This is a genomic window from Nocardia huaxiensis (assembly GCF_013744875.1).
Taxonomy (GTDB): domain Bacteria; phylum Actinomycetota; class Actinomycetes; order Mycobacteriales; family Mycobacteriaceae; genus Nocardia; species Nocardia huaxiensis.
On the sequence record NZ_CP059399.1, the window covers coordinates 5,535,528 to 5,557,766 of the forward strand.

Here is a 22,239-nt window from a genome sequence, read left to right on the forward strand (position 1 = left end):
AGCTATCGGGTTCCCGGAGAGAGAGCCGAAAGTCCTTGGCCGCCCGACCCTTCGGCCTCCACCGCACTTGCCGCACCCGCTCGGCCCGGCGTGCGGTCCGGCCGCTGTCCCGGCCCGCGCGCAGCGGCGCCGGCGTCGAGGGAGCGCCCCAGCGCCATGATCCGGTCGACCGTGTCGCCGTGGCGGGCCAGGAATTCTTCGCGTGCCCTGCCGCGGCGGAAGGTGATGAATGCCTTGCCCGTGTGCAGCTGCCAGGTGTGCCAGAACACCATCGGCACCATGAGCACGAAATTCACTGCGCCCCAGATGATCCAGACCCGTTCGTCGAACCATCCGTCGGAGGGCATGACGGTCGGGAAGATGTTGTAGACGCCGATCACCAGCATGAGCACCGGCAGCGTGTAGATGCGCGCCATGATGTAGAGCTCGGGCCGGCGCATGACCAGCGGATAGATCTCGGCGACGGCGAGAATGCAGATGCTGGCGGCGAAGTGCTCCTCCTGCGGCGGGTAGCCGCCGTAGGTGAAGCACAGGTTCCACGAGGTGTAGACGAAGTTCCAGGCCACCGTCGTGTAGGCGATGAGTTCGGCATGGCGGTCGGCGGTGAGCTGCCAGAAGCGCGGGCTGTACGGGATGGTCAAGCACAGGCCCAGGCCGACGGCGGCATTCCAGTAGTTGCCGATCTCGACGTCGCGCAGGGTGGCCTCGGTGATGTTGAGGAACAGAATTCCGTACGGGAACCAGAGGAATCGCGGATTTCGCAGCAACTCCCATACCCGGCCCGGCCGCTGTTCGGCCATCGACACCCGCATGGCGCCGACGACGGTCAGCGGAATGAGCACGGACAGGATCTTCGCCCAGGAGAACCAGTTGATCAGCCCGATATCGCGGCCGGGTCCCCAGATCCACAGGGGGAAGGTCAGAATCGATAGTCCCCACACCCACATCGAGGCACGGGGATGCTGCTGCATGTAGCGCACGATCGCCCACAGGATCGCGCAGAACACCAGCATCGACACGGCGGTGAGCCAGGTGAACGGCGCCGGATCGCCGGTCACCGCTTCGGAGGCGGCTGTGATCATGGTCGGCCCTTCGGTTGTCGCGTTGATCGCTTCAGCAAACAACGAGCACACCGGGTGGGCACAGGGACCAAATGCCCCGGCAAGAAATCGGAAGTCCCGATCGCACCCCGTCGTCGACGTCGCGACGGCGAGCTACGACGGGACGAGCACGGCTGCCCCGGCGAACCGCCCGTGCGACAGATCCCGCAGCGCCCGATCCGCGTGCGCGAGTTCGTAGGGGTGCACGGTCACCTCGAGACGGTGCGTGCCCGCGAAGTCCAGGAAGTCGCGCGCGTCGCGGCGCGTGTTGGCGGTGACGGAGCGAATCTCGCGTTCCTGGAACAGATGTCGCTGATAGTTCAGCACCGGGACATCGCTGAGATGGATGCCCGCGATGGACAGCACACCCCCGCGGTCGAGTGCGGCCATGGCCGGTGGCACCAGGTCGCCGACGGGCGCGAACAGGATCGCCGAGTCCAACGGGACCGGAGGCGGATCCGCGGCCCCCTGCGCGGAGGCCGCACCGAGGGCCAGCGCCAGCCGCTGCGACGGCTCGTCCCGGGTCATCACATGCACCTCCGCGCCCCGCGCCAGCGCCACCTGCGCCGCCAGGTGCGCACTGCCGCCGAATCCGTAGATGCCCAGACGCCCGCCGGCGGGCAGCGCTGCCCGCTGCAGCGCCCGGTAGCCGATGATGCCCGCGCACAGCAGCGGCGCGAGCTCGGCATCGTCATAGCCGTGCGGCAGCGGGAGCGCGAAAGCCGCTGGCACCACCGCTAATTCGGCGTAACCGCCATCGGCGTCCCAGCCGGTGTACCGCGATTCGGGGCACAGATTCTCGTCGCCGCGCAGGCAGAACCGGCACCGCCCGCAGGTGTGCCGCAGCCAGGCGATACCGACCCGGTCACCGACCGCGAACTCCTCCCCCGAGTCGGCCCCGAGCGCGACCACCTCGCCGACCACCTCGTGTCCGGGCACCACATCGGGCCGATGCACCGCCAGATCCCCTTCGGCCACATGCAGATCCGTCCGGCACACCCCACACGCCAGCACCCGCACCAGCAGCTCACCGGCGCCCGGCTGCGGCGCGGTCATCCGCTCGAACGACAGGGGTCCACCGTCGATCGGACCGGGTTTGCTCACCCGCCACGCGTTCATCGACGTCATATCGGCATCCTCCTCCGTACGACTCACAGTCCCGACCGCCCAGCCGGCACGACCGGCCACGCACGTCGCGATGCCACACCGTCCGCGGTAGGGAAGGGCTCGGCCCCTACTCACTGTCGCACGGGCATCCGCGCCGCAGGTGCCCGGCCTGTTCGCAGCGCATCTCGCATCGCGGTCCGCGTCACGTCCGCGACGCGGACCGCGGTGTGCAACTCATCGAATCCTCCCAGTGGTGAAAATGAGTACAGCACGGTCGATTCCACCGGCATTCTCGATCAGTCGACAGAGCCGTTCGGCAGTGCGACGCCGCGACGATCGACCCATCCCCGAGGACCGAAGTCCCCGACCGTCACCGCATTTCCCGCACGCCGGCCGTCCGACCGGCACTGCTGACCGAGGACCCTCGACACCGCCGCCCATATCCCCTATGTCGGCGGCCCGCGATCGGCGACCGTGTAGGCCATGGACACCGCGCACCTGCACCGAGTCGGCTACCGCGCCCGGCTGACCCGCGCCTCCCAGATCACCCGGGTGCTGTGGAACAGCGAAACCGACTGGCTCACCGACGCATTGAGTGTGCGCGAATGCGGCTCGGTGCGCTGCCGGCTGCGGTGCGCGGCGGGCGTCCACCAGTGCCCGCACCACCAGGCGCTGGAACGGCCACTGCCCGAACGCATTCGGGAGGTCCTCGAACAGCTCGGGCCCACCTTCGTCAAACTCGGGCAGATGCTCGCGCTGCGGCCGGACTATCTGCCGCTGCCTTACGCCCAGGCCCTGCAACGCCTGCACACGCACGCGGAACCCTTCGGCGCCGACGCCGCCTGCCGGACCATCGAAACCGAACTCGGGCGACCCATCGAGCGGTTGTTCCGCGACTTCGATCCGCAACCCTTCGCCGCCGCCTCGCTTTCGCAGGTGCACCGCGCCGAACTGCCCGACGGGCGGCCGGTCGCGGTGAAGGTGCAGCGCCCCGATATCGCCGATCTGGTCGCCCGGGACCTGGCGCTGCTGCGCTGGCTGGCGGGCACGGTCGAGCGGCGGCAGCCCGGCGCCCTCGGTTTCCGGCCCACCGAAGCCGTGGACGAATTGGCCGCCTACACCACCCGGGAACTCGACTTCCGGCGTGAGGCAGCGGTTTCCGAGCAGATGCGGCACAATGCCGCGGTGGACAAGCGGCTGGTCGTGCCCGCCGTGCACCGCACCTGGAGCACCGCCCGGGTCCTGACCACCGAGTTCATCGACGGAATACCGCCCGCCCCGGCGGCAGAGCTCACCGCGGCCGGCTTCAAGCCGGACAAAGTGCTCAATGCGGGGGCCAGCTGGATGGTGCGGCAGCTGTTCACCGACGGCCTGTTCCACGCCGACCCACACCCCGGCAATATTCTGCTGCTGCCCGGAAACCGGGTGTGCCTCTTGGACTTCGGCATGTTCGGACGCCTCGACCGCACCCAGCGCCGCCGCATGGGACTCATGCTGCTGGCCTTGATCAGCGGCGATTACAACGCGGTCGGCACTCAACTGCTGCGCATGTCGACCCTGCGGCCGGGCGCGGACCCGCGCGGTTTCCGCGACGCCGTCGCCGAAGTGGTGGAGGACTGGTACGAGGCCGAATCCGGGATGACCGCGGCCCAATTGCTGCTGCGCGACCTGGGATTGGGCGGCGCGTTCGGCATCGTGTTCCCGCGCGAGCTCATGCTGCTGTGCCGGTCATTGGTCACCCTGGAATCCACCGCCCGGGTGGTCCGCCCCGATCTCGACCTGTCGGCGTTGTTCCGGCCGCTGCTGCCGCAGCTGTTGCTGGCCTTGGCCCCGACCCCGGGAAACCTGTGGGCGACAGTGCGCGAGCAGCGCATCGACTATCTGGCGTTGGTTCTGGATCTGCCCGATCTGGTCGTCGAGGTCGCGGACGCGCTGCGGCATCGCGGTGTCCTCGACCAGCTGAGCACGGTGGCCGCAGCGCCCCCGCCGCGGGACTGGCTGCCCGCCCTGGCGGCACTGGCGACCGGCGGCTGGCTCGTCAGACGAGTCGCAGGCCGGTGACGATCGACGGCTCGATGGCGATGACGCTGTCCAGGTGGCCGGCCACCCAGGGATCGAGTAGTCGCTCGTAGTGGGCGATGCGGTCCGGATCGGTGACAGGGCGGGCGAATCCGGTGGCCACGACCGACCATCCGGTGTGACTCACCGGGTCGATGTCATCGGCTTCGAAGGCCACGACCACATTCGTGCGATCGTCGGTCACGGTGGTGAAGCGGGCGGTCAGGCGATTGCGGACGACGATGATCTGTCCCTCGTCGATCAGGTGGTACACCGGCCGGATGGCGGGCAGCGCGTCCTGGGTGAAAACGACACGTCCGAAGGGCACGGCGGCCAGCAGTCGCATCGACTCGTCCCAGTCGAGTTCGACGACCCGGCGGCCGGCCCGATGGCCGACGCCGATCGGGGTCGGGTGGGCGGCGAACGACGACGCCGGATTCGCCGCGGACGACAGTGACTCGGACGAACCCACGCGGCAGCGACCTCCTTGGTCGACTAGTTTCTCGGTACTCGATATTCCATGAGACCAGCGTGGCGCCGTTCCTGGCAGGGCCGAAGGTCCCCGGTCACCTACGCCAGGTGTACCCCCGGGCGCTTCGGGCCGCGGCTCAGCCATGGTCGATCAGATGGTCGCGCCCGACGATTCGGAGCAGGAACACACCGGTCACGGCCGCCATCACGGCCGCCATCAGCAGACCGCCCAGGAGCCCGATGAGACCGACCAGCACAGCCGGCTGACCGGGTTGCCACAGTGGGGTCGTCACCAGGGTGAAGGCAAGCAATCCGGTGATCCAGCCCACCACATTCGCCCAGATCCACAGTGCCGCGCGGTGGCTACGGCTCCGCAGTATCAGCCACTGCGCCGTGCCGATCGAAAACACCAGCACGGTGGCGCCGACCGCGATCACCGGCGCCTGCACCAGTGGCGGCCACTCGCTGATTCGATCGCCGAACAGCACGGGGACAACCCCGATCGCCCAGGCGAACACCGCGGCCGCAGCCGTCACGAGGGTCCAGTTCCGCACCGGGAATCCGGGCAGCACCGACCGCAGCACGCCGGCCTGGAACCAGCCCAGCACGGTGCCCTCGATCGCGCCCGCGGCCAGCAGCGCGACCGCCAGCACCCACGGCGCGGCGTCCGCGGCCAGCGCTCCCGCCAGCGCGGGGGCGGCGAAACCCAGCAGCTCACCGAGCGTTACCCGGCGAAACCACCTCCGCCACAAGTCTTCTCGCGTGTCGGCGGGCTGCTGCGCCGGAACGGGGTGCGGGGTGCGCACGTCGATCACCACATACGGGTCGACCGAATCGAGCTGCGCGTTGCGATGTGCGCTCTGATAGATCGCCCCGACCTCCTCGTGTTCCAGCGTTCCCGGCATCGCGAGCCGCCCGGTCCCGGACAGCCACTGCCCGTCGAGCCGGATCGACACCGGGTGCGGGGAACGGAAATTGCGCCACCACCGCTTCGCCTCCGCATTGCCGACGCGGACGGCCACGCTGTCACCCGTCCGCACATACGACACCGGCAAGGCGATGTGGCGGCCCGAACGCCGGCCCTGATATCGCAGTTCGCCCACGCTGTGGCCGAGCCCCACGGGCAGACGCAACGCCATCAGCACCGTCGATGCGCCGATACCCGGTGTTTCGAATTTGGTGGTCACCATTGCCTCCGGCATGCCTCGATCCCGATCGCTCCGTCGTTGCCGATCATGCGCCGGTCGGGCGGGCCGCCCCAGGATCGAAAGTCCCTCCCACCGTTGCCTTTCGGACCCGATCAGCACCGTCCACCCGGCGGCCCGGGTCATTGGTCCCGCAGCGCGCGGGTCGTGCGCCTCTGCCGCCCGATCACCGGTGCGGCCACGCTGAATTCATGGCAACGCACAGCATCCATGCCGTGGTCCTGTACGCGTCAGCGCAGGGGTCGACACGGGAGATCGCCCATTTCATCGGGTTACAGTTGCGCTCGCGCGGTGCGCTGGTCGAGGTCGCCGATATCGAGGAGGCGCCGGCACTGTCCGGCTTCAACGCCGTCATCATCGGCAGCGCCATCCACAATATGGCGTGGCTGCCCGCGGCGGCCGACTATGTGCGCACCCACCGCGACGATCTGAACAGCCGCGATGTCTGGCTGTTCAGCGTGGGCCTGGGCCCCGCGCTGCGCGGCCCGATCGGACGGTGGTTCGGCAGACAGGTGCCGAGTCGTATTGCCGCCCTGCGTGATTCGGTGGCACCAAGGGGCTATCGGAGCTTCGCGGGCCGTATCGAGCGTTCCGGACCGTGGTGGGTGCACTGGGTCTATGTCGCCATGGGCGGTGGCCGCTACGGGGACCTGCGGGACTGGGAGTCCATCCTCGCCTGGTCCGAGACGATCGCCGGCGAGCTCCGGCTGTCCGACGCTGCTTCGACACATCAGTGAGGTGACCTCATGCACGCACGCGACGTGCTCAGCCGTCCGGTGGTGACGGCCCATCCGGAAACCCCGGTCCGCGAAGCGATCTCGCTTCTCACCGGACACCACTTCGCCGCCCTTCCCGTGGTGGACGACCAGGGCCGCGTGGTGGGCGTCTTCTCCGAGTCCGACGCCCTCTCCGTCATCGGCCACCTGGATACGGCCACCGTCGCGGCGGTCATGACCGTCCCGGTCGAGGTCGTCACTCCCGGCACCGACACTTCCGCCATCGCCTCGCGCATGCTCACCGGACAACTGCGGTCCATGCCGGTGGTGGAGGCTGCCTGCTCGTCGGCATCGTGGCGCGCAGCGACCTGCTGCGCGCTCTGATCCGCGACGACACCACCGTCGAGGCCCGGATCCGCGCCCTGCTCGACGACTACGCGGGCAGCCGCCGCCAGTGGAGCATCGAGGCCGTCGACGGCCGCGTCACCATCCGCGGCCTGTTCGCCGACGACACCGAGGAGCAGGTGGTGGCGGCGCTCGCGCACACGGTGGTGGGCGCGGGGCATGTCGAACTCGTCGACGACGCCACCGCCCTGCCCGAACGCTGACCCGCCGCCGAGTCAGCGTCGGCGGGCCGCCCGGCTCCGCAGCGCCATGCCCAGCGCCGGCACAGCCGCGCCGAACACGACGCTGACCGGCTGCAACCAGCTGAACACGTGAATAATCAACAACTGCGCGATGATCCAGCCGATCAGCAGCGTTCCGGCGGCCATCGCCAACTCGGGTGCGCGCCGCTCGCCGCGGGCGACGGCCACCGCTGCGGCGGTCATGGGCACCGCGACGACCAGCAGCAGCGCGACGCCCGCGAACACCGGACTGTCGAACGGCAGACGCTGTGTCGCAGCGCTTCCCAGGTCGATCCCGCCACCCGCCAGTCCGAGCGCACCGGCGTAGGCCCATGCCGCGACGAACCCGGATGTCAGCACCAGGACCGACGCCACCGCATCATTGTTTCGCACATATCGGGTGATAGTCATGGCGGTACGGTTCCTCTCCAGCGTCTACGGTCGTGACAGGTCGAGTCTGGCCTCCCGACCACGTTGTGCGGCAGTGCAATCCGATCCGTCTCCGATGGCCTTTGGTCCCCCGTTTCGGTGTCACTCGCATCCTGTGGCCGCGCCGGACGTGCGTCATCGTCGAAGGACACAGAGGTCTCGCCTGGATTCGCTACGCGGGGAACGAGGTTCGATGGACGCGCATCGCGATCAGGGCGCTGTCGTCGTCGGAGTGGACGGGTCCGGAACGTCCCTCAATGCCGTGCGATGGGCTGCCTACGCCGCCGAACGGCTTCACACTCCGCTCGTCATCGCCTGTGCGCCACCGTTCTTCACCCACCGGACCATGGATGCGCGCACGCCCGAGAGCAATCCGCCATCACGTTGGCACCGGATCGCCGAGAGCACCGCCGACCATGCGGCCGCGCTGGTCCGCACCTACGCGCCCGAACTGCCGGTCGCCACCGAAACCACCCCGGAGGCACCGGATCTCGCCCTCATCTCACGCAGCGCACAAGCCCGCCTGCTGGTGGTCGGCGCGCAGACCGCGTGGGACAACCGGGTGGTCGGCCCGACCACCATGGCGGTCGCCCGGCACGCACACTGTCCGGTCGTGGTCTGGCGCGGCGTCGCGGGCCGGCCCATACCGCGCCGCAGTCCGGTCGCGGTGGGCGTGGACGGCACGCCGCTCAGCACCGGAGCCCTCGAGCTGGGATTCGAACTGGCCGACGCGTTCGGGGTGTCGCTGCTGGCCGTGCACGCCCGCCCGCACCGGATCGCACCTGTCGGCCGGCAGTACGACCACGCCGAAACCGAACAGAACGTTCCGACGGACGCACTCGCCCCGTACCGAACGAAGTATCCACACGTCGAGGCCACCGAGGTGACCGTAACCGGGGTGCCCGCAACCATGCTGGCCGCAATGGGACGAGACGCCCAGCTGCTGGTGGTCGGCACCCGCGCCCGCAATGCCGCGACCGCCGCACTGTTCGGATCGACGAGCCGGGATCTCCTCCACCACGCGCCCTGCCCCGTACTGCTGTACCGCTGAGCTCCGCCGCCGTATGGCGTCGACCGGACGGATGACCGTCTCGGGCCGCACTGGTTCCGGCGGCGCGTCGACGAGGTGATCGGCGAAATCGGCGCACGGTGTGCGAGATCCGCATACGGTCGCCGGGCTCGGCTCAACGGGGTGCAACCGTCGTCCCCCGCGCGCACGACGGTTCGTCCCGCGACACCAGGACCTTCTCCCCTGTACCCGCCGCACTCGTCGCGCGCAGGCTCGACAAGGACGACCGAGGGAGGTTCCGATGCAGAACCAGGTGAATCGATATCGGGTCACACGGCCCGACCGCGGGCGGCACACTGGCTCCCATCGGGTGGCCGGATCGTGATGAACCCCGCAACAGTGCTGGCAGACAACGAAGTCGGGCTCAGCGCAGCCGAAGCGGCCTTGCGGTTGCGCCGGGATGGGCCCAATACGCTGCCGGTCCCGCCGCGCCCCCGGCCGATTCTGCTCATGGCCGGGCAGTTGACGCACTTCTTCGCGCTGATGCTCTGGGCCGCAGCGGGATTGGCGCTGATTGCCGGGATGCCCGCGCTGGCGGTGGCCATCGCCGTGGTGGTGGTGCTCAATGGCGCGTTCGCCTTCGCCCAGGAGTATCGGGCCGACCGCGCCGCCGAACGGTTGCGGGATCTGCTGCCGCTGCGCGCCCGGGCGCGGCGGGACGGCCGGGTCACCAGTGTCGATGCCGCCGAACTGGTTTCGGGTGATCTGATCACGCTGGAGGCGGGTGATCGGGTGTGCGCCGACGCCGAGGTGACGGCGGCGGGGCGATTGCAGATCGACGAATCCATGCTGACCGGGGAGAGCCGACCGATCGACATCGCGGCGGGAAGCGTCATCCACGCGGGCACCTATGTCGTTGCCGGGCAATGTGAAGCGGTGGTGACCGCCACCGGGCGGGGCACCCGGCTGGCCGGGTTGGCGGCCATCACGCAGCGGGCGTCGCGCCCGCGCAGCCCGCTCACCAAGCAGCTGCACCGGGTGGTGCGGGTGGTCGCGGTGCTCGCGCTGCTGGTCGGCGTGCTGTCGTTCGCCGCGTTCGCGGCGCTGGGCCGCGATACCACCGAGAGTCTGCTGTTCGCCATCGGCGTCACGGTCGCGCTCGTGCCCGAGGGGCTGCTGCCCACGGTGACGCTGTCGCTGGCGCGGGCCGCCCAGCGCATGGCGAAGGCGAATGCCCTGGTGCGGCGGCTCGAGGCGGTGGAGACGCTGGGCGCGACCACCTTCATCTGCACCGACAAGACCGGCACCCTCACCCGCAATGAGATGCAGGTCGTGCGGGTGTGGACGCCGCTCGGCGAGGTGACCGTGCACGGGGCCGGATATGACCCGGACGGCGGGCTCGAGGGCCCGCCCGCGGCGGTGAATGCCGCTGCCGCCCTGGCGGATTCGGCGGCACGCTGCTCGCCGGACGCGCACGTGATGCAGCGGGCCGGACGCTGGACGCCGGTGGGCGATCCCATGGAGGTCGCCCTGCATGTCCTGGCCGCCCGGGCCGGTTGCCCACCCGCGCCGCCCATCCGCGCTCGCGACCCCTTCGACCCGCATCTGCGCCGCGCCCAGGTGACCGACGCCGACGGCATCCACATCACCGGTGCACCGGAAGCTGTACTGCCACTGTGTGATTCGGAACGGGACACCGGATGCTCCGCAGGCTCTGACACCGGCCGTGAAACCGGCCCCGGCACCGACCGTGCGCCGAACCCCACCACCGGTTGCGCTTCGGCCCCGGACACCGGCGATGCTCGCGCGACCGCAGAGGCACGGGTCGCCGAACTGTCCGCGCGGGGCCTGCGGGTGATCGCGGTGGCCAGGCGCACGGACCAGGGCGGTACCCGTCTGCTCGGACTGGTCGGCCTCGAGGATCCGCCCCGGCCCGATGTTGCGGAGGCCATCGCGGCCTGCCGCCGCGCCGGGGTCCGGGTGGCGATGGTGACCGGCGACCATCCGGGCACCGCCGCAGCCGTCGCCGCCGAGGTCGGACTGTTCGGCGACCGGCGAATCGTGGTGGAGGGCAAGGATCTTCCCGGCGACGACCACGAGCTGGGAGCGCTGCTGAATTCCGACGGCGTGGTGGTCGCCCGGGTCGCGCCGGAGGAGAAACTGCGGATCGCGCGGGTGCTGCAGCAGTGCGGGCACATCGTCGCCATGACCGGAGACGGTGTCAATGACGGCCCGGCCCTGCGGACCGCCGACATTGGCATCGCGATGGGCGCATCCGGCACCGACGTGGCTCGCGAGGCCGCGGATCTGGTGCTGCTCGACGACCATTTCGGCACCATCGTCTCGGCCATCCGGCTCGGGCGTGCCACCTTCGCCAATATCCGCCGCTTCCTGACCTATCACCTCACCGACAATGTCGCCGAGCTGACGCCGTTCGCGGTCTGGGCCGCCTCCGGCGGCGCGGTTCCCTTGGGGTTCACCGTGCTTCAGGTGCTGGCGCTGGATATCGGCACCGATATGCTGCCCGCGCTGGCGCTGGGCGCCGAGCCGCCCAATCCACGCACCATGGACGGCCCGGCCCGGGTCCGCAGCCTCGTCGACGGCCGCCTGCTGCGCCGGGTCTTCCTGACGCTGGGGCCGGCCGAAGCCGGCGCGGGCATGCTGGCTTTCCTGGCCGTGCTGTACGCGGGCGGCTGGCGCTGGGGCGCGCCCGCGGATCCGGCGCTGGTGGCGCTCGCCTCCGGGTCCCTGTTCACCGCAGTGGTTTTCGGTCAGCTCACCAATGCGTTCGCCTGCCGCAGCGAGTCGCGTCCGGCCCGGTTCGGCGGCTGGCGGGACAATCCGCTGCTGCCTGCCGCCATTGCCGTGGAACTGGTGCTGTTGGGTGTATTCCTGTGGCTGCCACCGCTTCCCGAACTCCTGGGCGGGTCGGTGCCGAACGCGCTCGGCTGGCTCACCGCGGCCCTGGCAGTACCCGCGGTGCTGGTGCTGGACCTGATCTACAAGGGCATCAATGCCCGGTTCGGTGCAGGGTCATCGGCAGCAGATCGGTACGCATCGCCGCGGCGACTCCGCCGCCCTCGGGCGTGAAAACGATTCTGGCGGACCCGATCCCGTAGGCCGACAGGTCGATGCGGAAGGCGTACGGATCGGCGGGGTCGTCGGGGCGCAACGGCAGGCCGCGCAACAGGGCGGGCACCGGTGTCAGTATCCGCAGCACGGGCACACCCGCGCGGATGCGGATGTCGGCGCCCGCGCCGACCGCCAGCCGGGACCGCACATCAGCGAGGGCGCCCGCGACCCGATAGCGCCCGCAGATGCGATGCCAGATCTCCGGGTGATGCGGAATATCCGCGCGCACTTCAGGTTCCGGAACACCGAGGGCGGCGGCCAGGAGACCGGCGGTGGCGGCGGGCAGCCACATCGTGGCGCGGGCCGCTCCGGTGAGGAAGACCATCACTCCGATGCCCGCGTCGGGTGCCAGCCAGATCTGGGAGTTGAATCCGGGCAGGATGCCCTGGTGTTCGACCGCCTGATGCCCACCGATGTCCTGCCGGAAGAAGCCCAGGCCCATGCCCGGCAGCCGGGGATCGGGCTGATAGTGCGGCGCGTACATGGCGGCGAGGGTCTCCGGGCGCAGCACCGAGCCGTGTTTGTTCGCGCCGCCGCCGAGCAGGGCGACCAGATATCGCGTCATATCCGTCGTGGTGGAATTCGCATTGGACGCACCCACGGTGACCAGCTCCCGGCGCGCGACCGCGCGCGGCCCACGCGCAGCGAGGGTGTATCCGGTGGCCACGCGCTCGTGCGGCAGACCGGCAGCCTCCACATTGGTATCGGTCATGCCGAGCGGTTCGAAGACGTTGGCGCGCAGGTAATCCGGCAGGGACGTGCCGGTGACGTCCTCGATGACCTGGCCTGCCGTCGCGAAACCGTGGTCGGTGTAGGTCCAGCGGGTGCCGGGATCCGCCTGCACCCGCAGTGCGCCCCGGTAGTACTCGGCGAGGGAGGTCAGCGGGCGGCCCGGCGCCACGCTCTCCCCGAAATCGGGAGCCAGCACCTGGGCCGGGTGCACCGTTTCCCCGATCCCCGAGGTGTGAGTCAGCAGGTGCCGCAAGGTCACCGGACCGAAATCGGCCCGCGCGGGCCGCAGCCGGTACGCGCGCAGGTAATGGCTCACCGGCGCGTCGAGATCGACCATTCCCCGTTCCCACAGCTGCATCACCCCGATCGCGGTGAAGGTCTTGGTGATCGAGGCCACCCGGAAGATCGTGTCCGGCGCGACCGGCCGATTCGACTCCAGGTCCGAAACGCCGTGCCCCGCGAAGAAATCCAGTTCACCGTCGCGCACCACGGCCGCGGCGAGCCCCACCGCTGGATGCCGGTTGAGCAGACCGCTGACCCGTTCGGCCATCTCGGCCTCATTCGTTGTTCGCATCATCGCTCCCGTCGCATGGTCCGGCACCCGGCCGGATTCGCCTGTCTCCACCCTGAAACCAGCCGGAGCGCGAAGGCAGAGCAGAGCGGATGAACTCGAAGGGACCTTGGTCCTTCCATCGCCTTACCGGGGTCCGGACCCCAGGTGACCATGGACCCGCGAACAGGGGCGCAACGACGGTACCGATCATGTTCCGCGCCAAGCAGACTCCCCGATATGCCCGATCTCGACACTCGTGCCGCCGCGACCGTGCCCGACGACGCGACACTGCTGGAGGCCATGCGTATCGCCGCCCGCGCCCCCTCGGTGCACAATACGCAACCCTGGCGCTGGGTCTTCGACGGTTCCCGGTTGCATTTGCACGGCGACCTGGACCGGCGGTTGCTCGCCACCGATCCGCACTGCCGGCAGTGGGTGATCAGCTGTGGCGCGGCACTGCACCACGCGCGCACCGCCTTCGCCGCGCACGGCTGGCATACCGATGTCGTGCGCCTGCCCGATCGGGAGCGACCGGATCTGCTGGCCTCCGTTCGCTTCTACCGGCGACCGGAGGTGCCCGGCGCGGTGGCCGGCCGGGCCGCGGCCATCGAGCGTCGTTACACCGACCGGTTGCCACTGTCCGAGCCGACCGGCTGGGCTGATCTGCTGCCGGTTCTGCGCGCGCTGGCCGAGCCGCACGACCTGGTCCTCGACGTATACTCCGACAACGACCGCGCGCGGCTGGTCGCCGCCTCCCGGCAGGCCGTCGGCGCACGCCGCTACGATCCCCTGTACGAGGCCGAATTGGACTGGTGGACAGGACATCCCGATCCGGCGCAGGGTATCCCGCCGGATGCGCTGAGCTCCGCCGCCGAACGCGAGCGCGTGGAACTGGCCCGCCGCTTCCCGGAGCAGCGCGGCGCCGATCGCCGTGCCGCACTGCGGGATCGGGCCGCCGTGGTCGTGCTGAGCACGCACGACGACACCGAACCGCTGTGGCTGCACACCGGTGAGGCCCTGTCGGCGGTGCTGCTGGAATGCACGGCGCGCGGACTGGCCACCTGTGCGCTCACCCATGTCACCGAGCTGCCTGCCGCACGTCGGGCGGTCGCCGCGCCGCTGGGCCGTCATGTGCTGCCGCAGGTGCTGATCCGCATCGGCACCGCGCCCGCGGGCGAGCTACCCACGCGCACGCCGCGCCGGCCCCTCTCCGAGATCTTCACCAATCAACCTGCCACACCGGCGGATTCGTAATGCGGCCGCCGCTCGGCGCCTGGCGATTCATTGCCGCATTCGGCGTGATCAGCCTGTGCGCGGACATCGTGTACGAGGGCGCGCGCTCGGTGAGCGGTCCGCTGCTGGCCGGGCTCGGCGCGAGTGCGGCGCTCGTCGGCGTCATCACCGGCCTGGGTGAGGCGGCGGCGCTGGGATTGCGGCTGGTGTCGGGTCCGCTGACCGATCGCACGCGTGCGTTCTGGCGCTGGACCATCGCCGGATACGCGCTCAGCGTGCTGTCGGTGCCCCTGCTCGGATTCACCGGATTGCTCTGGGTGGCATGCGCATTGGTGCTCGCCGAACGCGTCGGCAAGGCGGTGCGCAGCCCGGCCAAGGACACGCTGCTGTCATTCGCGGCGGCCTCGGCCGGGCGCGGCCGGGGATTCGCGGTGCACGAATCGCTGGATCAGATCGGCGCGCTGCTGGGGCCGCTCACCGTCGCCGCGGCACTGGCGCTCTCGGGCGGAGATTTCCGCCTCGCGCTCGGGGTGCTCGCGGCGCCCGCGGCCGCGGTTCTCGCCTTGCTGCTGTGGCTGCGCCTGCGCGAACCGCATCCGGAACGATACGAAACCCACTCGACGACAACGGATCCCACCGACTCAGGAAACCCCGAGCCGTTTCCACCGGCCTTCCGGCAGTACGCCGTGTTCACCGCCGTCACACTCGCCGGATTCGCCACCTTCGGCGTGGTCTCCTTCCATCTGGTCACCCGTGGCGGATACAGCACGTCCGCGGTGGCAGTGCTCTACGCCGCCGCCATGGCCGTCGATGCGGTCGCCGCGCTGATCAGCGGCTGGGTGTACGACCGTAGCGGCGCACGGGTTCTCGCGGCGCTGCCGCTGCTCAGCGCCCTCGCGGCGGTGTTCGTCTTCGTCGCAGGCGACGGCTGGATGATCGCGGGCGTGCTGCTGTGGGGCGCGGCGGTCGGCGTGCAGGAATCCACCATGCGCGCCGTGGTCGCCGACCTCGTCGGACCGCAACGCCGCGCCACCGCCTACGGCGTCTACGCGGCGGCAGGCGGCGTGGCATTGGCGGCGGGAGGCGCGCTCACCGGACTCCTCTACGACGTGTCCATTCCGGTGCTGGTACTGACCCTGCTGGCGATGCAGGCCGCCGCGCTGGGATTGTTCGCCTGGTTCTACCCGCAGTTGCCGCGAACCCGCACCGGCCCGCCCGCCGCGACGCCGGCTCCGGCCGGTCCCGAGTCACCCGACTAGCGAGATTCGGAGCAGCACCGCAAGGGCTTTGGTCCTCCCAAGGCGGGCGGGGCGACCCTGCCCGGCGACCGGCCTGCCGAGGCAGGCTGATCGGCATGGCGCAAGAGATGACGGCGAGTCGAACCGCGACACTGGCGGACGCGGGCGGTCTGTCCTCCGCGGAGGTGGCTGTCCGGCGGGCACGCGATGGCGCGAACGTGCTGCCGCGGCGGCCTCCGGTGCCGCTGTGGCGGCGGGTGGCGAACCAGTTGCGGGATCCGCTGATCATTGTGCTGCTGGTGGCGGTGGGGTTCACCGCGTTCACCCGCGATTGGACGGATTTGGCGGTCATCGCGCTGGTTATCGTGGCCAATACGGCTGTCGGGGTCACGCAGGAGGTGCGCGCGGATCGCGCCATCTCGGCGCTGTCGCTGCTGACCGCGCCGACCGCGCGCGTGATCCGCGACGGGGTGCAGTGCGAGGTGCCCGCCACGGAGGTGGTGGTCGGGGATCTGCTGGCACTGGCCGAAGGGGATATCGTCGCGGCCGACGCCACAGTGCGCGAGGCTGCCGCGCTGCTGGTGGACGAGTCCGCACTGACCGGCGAATCGGTTGCGGTGAACAAGGATTCGGCGGGTGACCGCCTGTTGTCGGCGGGGACGGTGGTGGTGCGGGGCCGGGGGCGCGCGGTGGTCACCGCGGTCGGGGCCGCCGGGGCGGTCGGGCGCATCGCGCGGGAACTGCAGGGCGGGATCGGGCTGACGCCCTTACAGCGCAGGCTCGTCGACGTCGGCCGGCTGCTAGCGGTGGTCACGGTCGTGCTGTGTGTGATCGTGTTCGCACTGGGTCTGCTGCGCGGGCAGCCGTTCGAGCTGATGGCCGTGACGGCCGTCAGCCTGGCGGTGGCCGCCGTCCCGGAATCGCTGCCCGCCGTCGTGACACTCGGGCTGGCGCTGGGGGCTCGGCGCATGGCCGCACGGCATGCACTGATTCGCAGATTGCCCGCGGTGGAGACGCTGGGGTCGGTGACCGTGCTGGCCACCGACAAGACCGGCACGCTCACCGAGGGGCGCATGGTGGTGCGCGAAATATGGACGCCCACAGCCGAAGCCGTCGTCACCGGGTCGGCGCAGGCGCCGATCGGCACGGTGCGCGCGGGCGATCGGGTGCTCGCCCCGCCGGATCTGCCGCCGGTCACCGAGCTGCTGTCGGCGGCGGCGCTGTGCAATGACGCCCGCCTGCTGCCGCCCGGCGATGCGGAGGGGGAATGGACCGCCCTCGGAGACCCGACCGAGGTCGCGTTGCTCTCGGCCGCCGTTCAACTCGGCCTGGACCGCGCCGAACTCGCGGAACGGCTGCCGCGGATCGGTGAACGCCCCTTCGACAGCGATCGCAAACGCATGAGCACCATCCATCGGCTGCCCGAAGGCCGCTACCGGGTCCTGTGCAAGGGCGCTCCCGAAGCGTTGCTGCAGTCCGGCGTGCTGAACATCGACACGGAGCTGCTGCGCCGCACCCGAGAACGCGCTGATCAGTTGGCGCACACAGGGTTCCGGGTGCTGGCCGTGGCACAGGCCGATCACGACGGACTCTGGGATCCTGAGACGGACCCCGAGCACGCGATGACCCTGCTCGGGCTGGTCGCCATCCTGGATCCGCCGCGCCCGGCCGCGGCCGGAACCATCACCGCCTGCCGTGAGGCGGGCATCCGCCCCGTGCTGATCACCGGTGACCATCCCGGCACCGCCCGTGCCATCGCGACCGATACCGGCATCATCGGCGCCGACGGCGCGGTGGTCGACTGCCGGCCGCACGCTGGGGCGCGACTGCCACGCGCCGAGGTGTACGCGCGGGCGACACCGAGCCAGAAGCTCGACATCATCCAGGACCTCCGCGATCAGGGTCAGGTGGTGGCCATGAACGGCGACGGCGTCAATGACGCACCCGCACTGCGGCATGCCGATATCGGCGTGGCGATGGGCAGGCGCGGTACCGAGGTCGCGCGCCAGGCCGCCGATCTCGTGCTCGCCGACGACGATCTGGGCACGGTCGTGGCCGCCGTCGAGGAGGGGCGGCGCATCTACGCCAATATTCGGCGGTTCCTGGTCTACGGGCTCTCCGGCGGCGCCACGGAGATCACCGTCATGCTCGCGGGACCGTTCCTCGGTTTGCCGCTGCCGCTGCTGCCGGCGCAGATTCTCTGGATCAACCTGCTCACCCACGGGCTGCCCGGCGTGGCGCTGGGCGGCGAACCCGCCGACCCGGGCACGCTGCGGCGGGGACCGCGTCCGCCGACGGAAAGCATTCTCGGCGCGGGACTCTGGCAGCGGGTGCTGCGGGTGGCGGTGGTGCTGACCGCTGTCACCCTGGGCGTCGCGGTCTGGGCGCAGCACACCGACCGGCCCTGGCAGACCATGGCGTTCTTCGCGCTGGGCGCGACACAGCTGGGCGCCGCGCTCGGTTCCCGGGCCCGTCCGCGTTCGCTGGCCAATCCCATGCTGTTGGTCGCCGTGGTCGTCGCCCTCGCCCTGCAGGTGGGTGCGGTCTACCTCTCGCCGCTGCAACAACTGCTGGGCACCGAATCCCTTGCCCTCGCAGACCTTCTCATCGTGTCCGCGCTGTCGGTTCTCGGCTACGCCGCCGTGCGCCTGGACCGCGTGCTGCACCCGGCCGATTCCAGCCGTGCCGGGTGACGCCTCGACATGCCTGCGGGGCGCCGATGCTACTCGACGCCCCGCTGGTTCCTTCCGATGCGGTTGTCTGTCAGTCGATTTCGGCGAGGAAGTCGATTCCGGCGGCGATGGTGGCCAGTCGCGGGTAGTCGTCCTCGTCGATCCGCGCGCCGCGCGCCGCGGACAGGCGTTCGATGAAGGTCAGGAAGTCGATGGAGTCGAGGTCCAGGGTTTCGCGCAGCGGCGCGTCCACCGGGAGATCGAGCAGCACCGAATCCGGGGCGAATCCGCGCAGCGCGTTGCGGATGAGGGTGTCGGCGGTTTGCCGGGTGATGGTGGCGGGCATGGGATTACAGCTCCTCCGGGCGTTGTATCAGGTCGGCGAGGGCATTGAGGAAACGCGCGCCGATGGCCCCGTCACTGGCGCGATGGTCGGCCGACAGCGTGACGGTGAGCTGGGGCCGCACCCCCAGCAGCCCGTCCACGGCGCAGGGACGCTCGGTGATGGCACCGAACCCGACAATGGCGACCTGCGGGGCCGCGATGACGCCGTAGACCGAATCCACGCCCAGCTCACCGAGATTGGTGACGGTGAGGGTGGCGGGCGTGGTGTCGGCGGCATGCAGGCGGGCCTCGCGCGAGCGGGAGACCGCACCCCGCAGCGCCGCCATCATGGCGGGCACATCGAGGGTGTCGGCGTGCGCGATGGTCGGGACGATGATGCCGCCGCCACGCAGCGACACCACGAACCCCAGATGGACATCCGTGGCGGGCCGGAATTCGTCATCCACCCAGAATCCGTTGAGTTGCGGCACCTTCCGCGCCGCGAGCGCGGTGGCCCGCAGTAGCAGCGCGGGCGGGAGAATCCGTTCGGACACCGGCGCCCGCAGATTCGTCTCCCGCAACCAGCGCATCGCCGCGTCCATATCGATGGTCGCCGACAGATAGTAGTGCGGGACAGTCCGTTTCGACCGCGTCATGGCCGCAGCGATCAACGACCGCATGGCCGCCTGATCACGCCCGGGTACCGCGGTCGTACCAGTCACGGCGGGTTCGCCGGGCACCGGCACGGCCGGACCGGGCAAGGATCGGCCGGAGTCCTCGGCGCCCCCGGCACGGCTCACACCCCCGGCGCGGCTCGCGTCGCCGTCGCCGAGCATCCTCCCGCTGCCGTCCCGAGGTGCTGCCGCTGTCGTCGCTATCCGTTGCGCCGCACGAACGTCCGCGACACGGATAGCTCCGCCGGGTCCGCTTCCCGTGACCGCGGCCAGATCCATCCACAGTTCCCGCGCGAGCCTCCGTGCGTACCCACTGGCCCGCACATGCCGGTCGGCGGGTGCCGTCGACCCCCGCTCCGCCGCGATCGGCTCGGCGACGGCCGTCCGCTCACCATTGGCACCGGCCGGTCGCCCACCGCGGTGTTCTTGTGCCACAAGGCGATCCACGTCCGCCCGCACGATGCGCCCGCCGGGGGCGGAGCCGTGGACGGTGTGCAGATCGATTCCGGCCTCGGCGGCGAGCCGCCGAATCAGCGGTGTCGCAAGGACATCCGGCCGTTCGCCGTTGCCATGTGCGGCGACCGGGGAACGTCCCGATTCGGCCGGGGGCTTGTCGGCCGAGGCCGGTGCCGGGTGCGGTGCGCTGGTTTCCGCCACGGCTTCGCCCGTGGGAAGCGGCGGACCGGTGGGCTGCGGTTGGGCGGCAGGCATGGACGCCGGTTCGATGGTGGCCAGCGGGGTGCCGACCGCGACGGTGCTTCCCTCGGGGACCAGGATCTCGCCGATGACGCCGTCGTCGAAGCATTCGACTTCGATGGCGGCTTTGGTGGTATCGACTTCGGCCACCACATCGCCGGGGTGGACGGTGTCGCCGGGGTGGACCAGCCACTGCAGGACGGTGCCCTCGGTCATGTCGGCACCGAGCGACGGCATCAGGAACTGGGGCATCACCGCACCGCCTTGCGAAGGGCGTCAGCGACGGTCCCCGGCTGCGGCAGCGCGGCTTCTTCGAGGTGGCGGGCGTACGGGATGGGCACCTCGGCGGTGCAGACGCGCTGAATGGGCGCGTCCAAGTCGTAGTAGGCGAGTTCGGCCGCGCGCGCGGCGATTTCAGCGGCGATGCCGACGCTGCGCCAGCCCTCGTCGACAACCACCAGGCGGTGGGTACGCGCGAGCGAATTCAGCAGGGTGGTCTCGTCGAGCGGGCGCAGCGTGCGCAGATCCACGACCTCGGCCGAGATGCCGTCGGCGGCAACGAGTTCGGCGGCCTCCTCGGCGACGTGCACGGTCCCGCCGTAGGCGACCACGGTGACATCGGTGCCCGGGCGGCGGATCGCCGCCCGGTCGAGGTCGACCGGGCCGGCGTCCGCGGGCAGCTCGCCCTCGCTGTTGTACAGCGCGATGGGTTCGAAGATCACCACCGGATCCGGGTCCTCGAGCGCGGTCCACAGCATGCCGCGGGCGTCGGCCACCGTCGCGGGCGACACCACGCGCAGGCCGGGAATGTGCGCGTAGAAGGCTTCCAGGCTGTGCGAATGCTGGGCCGCCAGTTGCCGTCCCGCGCCGGTGGCCATGCGGATCACCACCGGCACCCCGAACTGGCCGCCGGACATGTGCCGCAGGGTCGCGGCATTGTTGAGGATCTGGTCGAGGGCCAGCAGGCTGAAGTTGCCGGTCATGATCTCCACGATCGGCCGCATTCCGCCCAGGGCCGCACCGATTCCCGCGCCCGCGAACGCGGATTCGCTCAGCGGGGTGTCGCGGATGCGGCGCGGTCCGTACTCGTCGAGCAGGCCGCGGCTCACGCCGAAGCAGCCGCCGTACGCACCGACGTCCTCGCCCATGAGGAAGACACGGTCGTCGCGAATCAGCGCGTCGCGCAAGGCTTCCCGCAGCGCGTCGCGATAGGTGATGGTGGTCATGGCCGCTCCGCGTAGACGTGCCGGGTCAGGTCGGCGACCGGTTCGAGCGGTCCGGCCTCGGCCGCGCTGATCGCCTCGTCGAGTTCGGTGGTGACGGTCGCCTCGATCGCCGCGAGACCGTCCGCGTCGAGCACGCCCGCGGACAGCAGCGCCGCGGACAGGCGCGGGATGGGGTCCCGCGTCTTCCAGTCCTCGATCTCGGTCTTGTCCCGGTATTTGTCGGCGTCGTAGAGCGAATGCGCCCGGAAGCGGTAGCTGCGCAACTCCAGGAAGCACGGCCCGCCGCCGGCGCGGATGGCGGTGACGGCGCGCCGGGTCGCCTCGGCCACGGCCTCGGCGTCCATGCCGTCGACCGCCCACGACACCACGCCGTAGGAGGCTGCGCGCAAGGCCAGATCGGTGACCGCGTGTTCGCGCGCCAGCGACGTGCCCATGGCGTACCGGTTGTTTTCGCAGGCGAACAGGACCGGCAACCGCCACAGCGCGGCCAGGTTCAGGCATTCGTGGAACTCGCCTTCGGCCATGGCGCCGTCGCCGAACAGGCACACCGTCACCACCGATCGGTCCCGCATGGCGTCCGCGAGGGCCAGCCCGACCGCGATCGGAAGTCCGCCCGCCACAATGGCATTGCCGCCATAGAACCGTCGAGTCGCGTCGAACAGGTGCATGGAGCCGCCGCGCCCGCCGCTGCATCCGGTTGCGCGCCCGAACATTTCGGCCATGAGAGCGGCCATGGGAACCCCGCGCGCCAGCGCGTGACCGTGCTCGCGGTAGGTGGACACGACCGCGTCCTGCGGCCCGATCTCGCCGAGGAGTCCGGCCGCGATGGCCTCCTCGCCGATGTAGAGGTGCAGGAAACCGCGAATCCGCTCGGCGCTGTAGAGCCGCACACAGCGTTCCTCGAAGCGCCGGATACGAATCATCTGCCGCAGCAGGGCGATTCGGCGATCCGGGGACTCGGAGTCGGTGGCCCCGGTCGGGTCGCCCAGCACCGGGTCCTCGTGGACCGGCGGCACCGGCCCCCGCTGCTTGTTCGTC

Annotated in this window: 19 protein-coding genes; 9 read left to right on the forward strand and 10 right to left on the reverse strand. The window is 70.5% G+C overall.

All coding sequences use genetic code 11. The features are described from left to right. Positions 1-2: 2 nt before the first annotated feature. Together H0264_RS24960 and H0264_RS24965 are read right to left on the reverse strand one after the other, a co-directional pair. Positions 3-1,082, reverse strand: a complete 1,080-nt coding sequence (locus tag H0264_RS24960) for a hypothetical protein (RefSeq protein ID WP_181579790.1) — start codon at positions 1,080-1,082, stop codon at positions 3-5. A gap of 132 nt (positions 1,083-1,214) precedes the next feature. After that, a complete protein-coding gene (locus tag H0264_RS24965) occupies positions 1,215-2,219 on the reverse strand; it encodes a zinc-binding alcohol dehydrogenase family protein (RefSeq protein ID WP_181585816.1) in 1,005 nt (334 codons plus the stop codon). A 471-nt stretch (positions 2,220-2,690) separates the two neighbouring features. On the opposite strand from H0264_RS24965, the gene H0264_RS24970 reads away from it, so the two are divergent. Next, complete coding sequence (locus tag H0264_RS24970) at positions 2,691-4,268, forward strand: ABC1 kinase family protein (protein WP_181579791.1); 1,578 nt, start codon at positions 2,691-2,693, stop codon at positions 4,266-4,268. Here the strand turns inward: H0264_RS24970 and H0264_RS24975 are convergent. Together H0264_RS24975 and H0264_RS38750 are read right to left on the reverse strand one after the other, a co-directional pair. After that, positions 4,246-4,668 carry a pyridoxamine 5'-phosphate oxidase family protein gene (locus H0264_RS24975; RefSeq protein ID WP_276514559.1) on the reverse strand — a complete coding sequence of 141 codons (423 nt, stop codon included), beginning with the start codon at positions 4,666-4,668 and terminating at the stop codon, positions 4,246-4,248. The genes H0264_RS24970 and H0264_RS24975 overlap by 23 nt on opposite strands. 205 nt (positions 4,669-4,873) lie before the next feature. Continuing rightward, complete coding sequence (locus H0264_RS38750) at positions 4,874-5,938, reverse strand: hypothetical protein (protein WP_244975943.1); 1,065 nt, start codon at positions 5,936-5,938, stop codon at positions 4,874-4,876. Between the two features lie 194 nt (positions 5,939-6,132). Here H0264_RS38750 and H0264_RS24985 point away from each other — a divergent pair, with 194 nt between their 5' ends. Genes H0264_RS24985 through H0264_RS38320 form a run of 3 tightly spaced genes read left to right on the forward strand, consistent with a single transcriptional unit; the run spans position 6,133 to position 7,265 of the window. Next, positions 6,133-6,678: a flavodoxin domain-containing protein gene (locus tag H0264_RS24985; RefSeq protein WP_181579792.1), complete on the forward strand. Its 546-nt coding sequence runs from the start codon at positions 6,133-6,135 to the stop codon at positions 6,676-6,678. 9 nt (positions 6,679-6,687) lie between these two features. After that, on the forward strand, positions 6,688-7,041 hold the full coding sequence (locus tag H0264_RS38315; RefSeq protein ID WP_220139837.1) for a CBS domain-containing protein: 354 nt from the start codon (positions 6,688-6,690) through the stop codon (positions 7,039-7,041). Continuing rightward, entirely contained in the window at positions 7,011-7,265 is a 255-nt protein-coding gene (locus H0264_RS38320; RefSeq protein WP_220139838.1) for a hypothetical protein, read from the forward strand. The genes H0264_RS38315 and H0264_RS38320 overlap by 31 nt, the downstream gene beginning before the upstream one ends. A 12-nt stretch (positions 7,266-7,277) precedes the next feature. Here the strand turns inward: H0264_RS38320 and H0264_RS24995 are convergent, their stop codons facing one another. After that, positions 7,278-7,694, reverse strand: a complete 417-nt coding sequence (locus tag H0264_RS24995; protein WP_181579793.1) for a hypothetical protein — start codon at positions 7,692-7,694, stop codon at positions 7,278-7,280. Positions 7,695-7,905: 211 nt separating this feature from the next. On the opposite strand from H0264_RS24995, the gene H0264_RS25000 reads away from it, so the two are divergent. Beyond that, complete coding sequence (locus H0264_RS25000; RefSeq protein WP_181579794.1) at positions 7,906-8,763, forward strand: universal stress protein; 858 nt, start codon at positions 7,906-7,908, stop codon at positions 8,761-8,763. Between the two features lie 342 nt (positions 8,764-9,105). After that, entirely contained in the window at positions 9,106-11,811 is a 2,706-nt protein-coding gene (locus H0264_RS25005; protein ID WP_181579795.1) for a cation-translocating P-type ATPase, read from the forward strand. Here the strand turns inward: H0264_RS25005 and H0264_RS25010 are convergent. After that, positions 11,732-13,159, reverse strand: a complete 1,428-nt coding sequence (locus H0264_RS25010) for a serine hydrolase domain-containing protein (RefSeq protein ID WP_181579796.1) — start codon at positions 13,157-13,159, stop codon at positions 11,732-11,734. The genes H0264_RS25005 and H0264_RS25010 overlap by 80 nt on opposite strands. Before the next feature lie 216 nt (positions 13,160-13,375). Between H0264_RS25010 and H0264_RS25015 the strand changes: the two genes are divergently transcribed. The 3 genes from H0264_RS25015 to H0264_RS25025 all read left to right on the forward strand — a co-directional run bounded on the left by H0264_RS25015 (position 13,376) and on the right by H0264_RS25025 (position 18,302). Next, positions 13,376-14,392, forward strand: a complete 1,017-nt coding sequence (locus H0264_RS25015) for an Acg family FMN-binding oxidoreductase (protein WP_181579797.1) — start codon at positions 13,376-13,378, stop codon at positions 14,390-14,392. Continuing rightward, positions 14,392-15,630 (forward strand): MFS transporter, encoded by a 1,239-nt coding sequence (locus tag H0264_RS25020; protein ID WP_181579798.1) that lies wholly within the window; start codon positions 14,392-14,394, stop codon positions 15,628-15,630. Before H0264_RS25015 ends, H0264_RS25020 begins: the two co-directional genes overlap by 1 nt. Positions 15,631-15,737: 107 nt before the next feature. Next, on the forward strand, positions 15,738-18,302 hold the full coding sequence (locus H0264_RS25025) for a cation-translocating P-type ATPase (RefSeq protein ID WP_181579799.1): 2,565 nt from the start codon (positions 15,738-15,740) through the stop codon (positions 18,300-18,302). 70 nt (positions 18,303-18,372) lie between these two features. On the opposite strand, the gene H0264_RS25030 is transcribed toward H0264_RS25025, so the two are convergent. The 4 genes from H0264_RS25030 to pdhA are packed head-to-tail and all read right to left on the reverse strand — an operon-like array spanning position 18,373 to position 22,193. Continuing rightward, positions 18,373-18,627 (reverse strand): acyl carrier protein, encoded by a 255-nt coding sequence (locus H0264_RS25030; protein ID WP_181579800.1) that lies wholly within the window; start codon positions 18,625-18,627, stop codon positions 18,373-18,375. A gap of 4 nt (positions 18,628-18,631) precedes the next feature. Further along, positions 18,632-20,227: a 2-oxo acid dehydrogenase subunit E2 gene (locus tag H0264_RS25035; protein ID WP_181579801.1), complete on the reverse strand. Its 1,596-nt coding sequence runs from the start codon at positions 20,225-20,227 to the stop codon at positions 18,632-18,634. Next, positions 20,227-21,201 (reverse strand): alpha-ketoacid dehydrogenase subunit beta, encoded by a 975-nt coding sequence (locus H0264_RS25040; protein WP_181579802.1) that lies wholly within the window; start codon positions 21,199-21,201, stop codon positions 20,227-20,229. The genes H0264_RS25035 and H0264_RS25040 overlap by 1 nt, the downstream gene beginning before the upstream one ends. After that, entirely contained in the window at positions 21,198-22,193 is a 996-nt protein-coding gene (gene pdhA / locus H0264_RS25045) for a pyruvate dehydrogenase (acetyl-transferring) E1 component subunit alpha (RefSeq protein ID WP_420832109.1), read from the reverse strand. Before pdhA ends, H0264_RS25040 begins: the two co-directional genes overlap by 4 nt. Positions 22,194-22,239: the final 46 nt, after the last annotated feature.

What these genes read in the sequence shown, in the direction of transcription:
- H0264_RS24960 (WP_181579790.1), bottom strand. Translation starts at nt 1,082, where the DNA reads ATGATCACAGCCGCCTCCGAAGCGGTGACCGGCGATCCGGCGCCGTTC.
- H0264_RS24965 (WP_181585816.1), bottom strand. Translation starts at nt 2,219, where the DNA reads ATGAACGCGTGGCGGGTGAGCAAACCCGGTCCGATCGACGGTGGACCC.
- H0264_RS24970 (WP_181579791.1), top strand. Translation starts at nt 2,691, where the DNA reads ATGGACACCGCGCACCTGCACCGAGTCGGCTACCGCGCCCGGCTGACC.
- H0264_RS38750 (WP_244975943.1), bottom strand. Translation starts at nt 5,938, where the DNA reads ATGCCGGAGGCAATGGTGACCACCAAATTCGAAACACCGGGTATCGGC.
- H0264_RS24985 (WP_181579792.1), top strand. Translation starts at nt 6,133, where the DNA reads ATGGCAACGCACAGCATCCATGCCGTGGTCCTGTACGCGTCAGCGCAG.
- H0264_RS38315 (WP_220139837.1), top strand. Translation starts at nt 6,688, where the DNA reads ATGCACGCACGCGACGTGCTCAGCCGTCCGGTGGTGACGGCCCATCCG.
- H0264_RS24995 (WP_181579793.1), bottom strand. Translation starts at nt 7,694, where the DNA reads ATGACTATCACCCGATATGTGCGAAACAATGATGCGGTGGCGTCGGTC.
- H0264_RS25000 (WP_181579794.1), top strand. Translation starts at nt 7,906, where the DNA reads ATGGACGCGCATCGCGATCAGGGCGCTGTCGTCGTCGGAGTGGACGGG.
- H0264_RS25005 (WP_181579795.1), top strand. Translation starts at nt 9,106, where the DNA reads ATGAACCCCGCAACAGTGCTGGCAGACAACGAAGTCGGGCTCAGCGCA.
- H0264_RS25010 (WP_181579796.1), bottom strand. Translation starts at nt 13,159, where the DNA reads ATGCGAACAACGAATGAGGCCGAGATGGCCGAACGGGTCAGCGGTCTG.
- H0264_RS25015 (WP_181579797.1), top strand. Translation starts at nt 13,376, where the DNA reads ATGCCCGATCTCGACACTCGTGCCGCCGCGACCGTGCCCGACGACGCG.
- H0264_RS25020 (WP_181579798.1), top strand. Translation starts at nt 14,392, where the DNA reads ATGCGGCCGCCGCTCGGCGCCTGGCGATTCATTGCCGCATTCGGCGTG.
- H0264_RS25025 (WP_181579799.1), top strand. Translation starts at nt 15,738, where the DNA reads ATGACGGCGAGTCGAACCGCGACACTGGCGGACGCGGGCGGTCTGTCC.
- H0264_RS25030 (WP_181579800.1), bottom strand. Translation starts at nt 18,627, where the DNA reads ATGCCCGCCACCATCACCCGGCAAACCGCCGACACCCTCATCCGCAAC.
- H0264_RS25035 (WP_181579801.1), bottom strand. Translation starts at nt 20,227, where the DNA reads ATGCCCCAGTTCCTGATGCCGTCGCTCGGTGCCGACATGACCGAGGGC.
- H0264_RS25040 (WP_181579802.1), bottom strand. Translation starts at nt 21,201, where the DNA reads ATGACCACCATCACCTATCGCGACGCGCTGCGGGAAGCCTTGCGCGAC.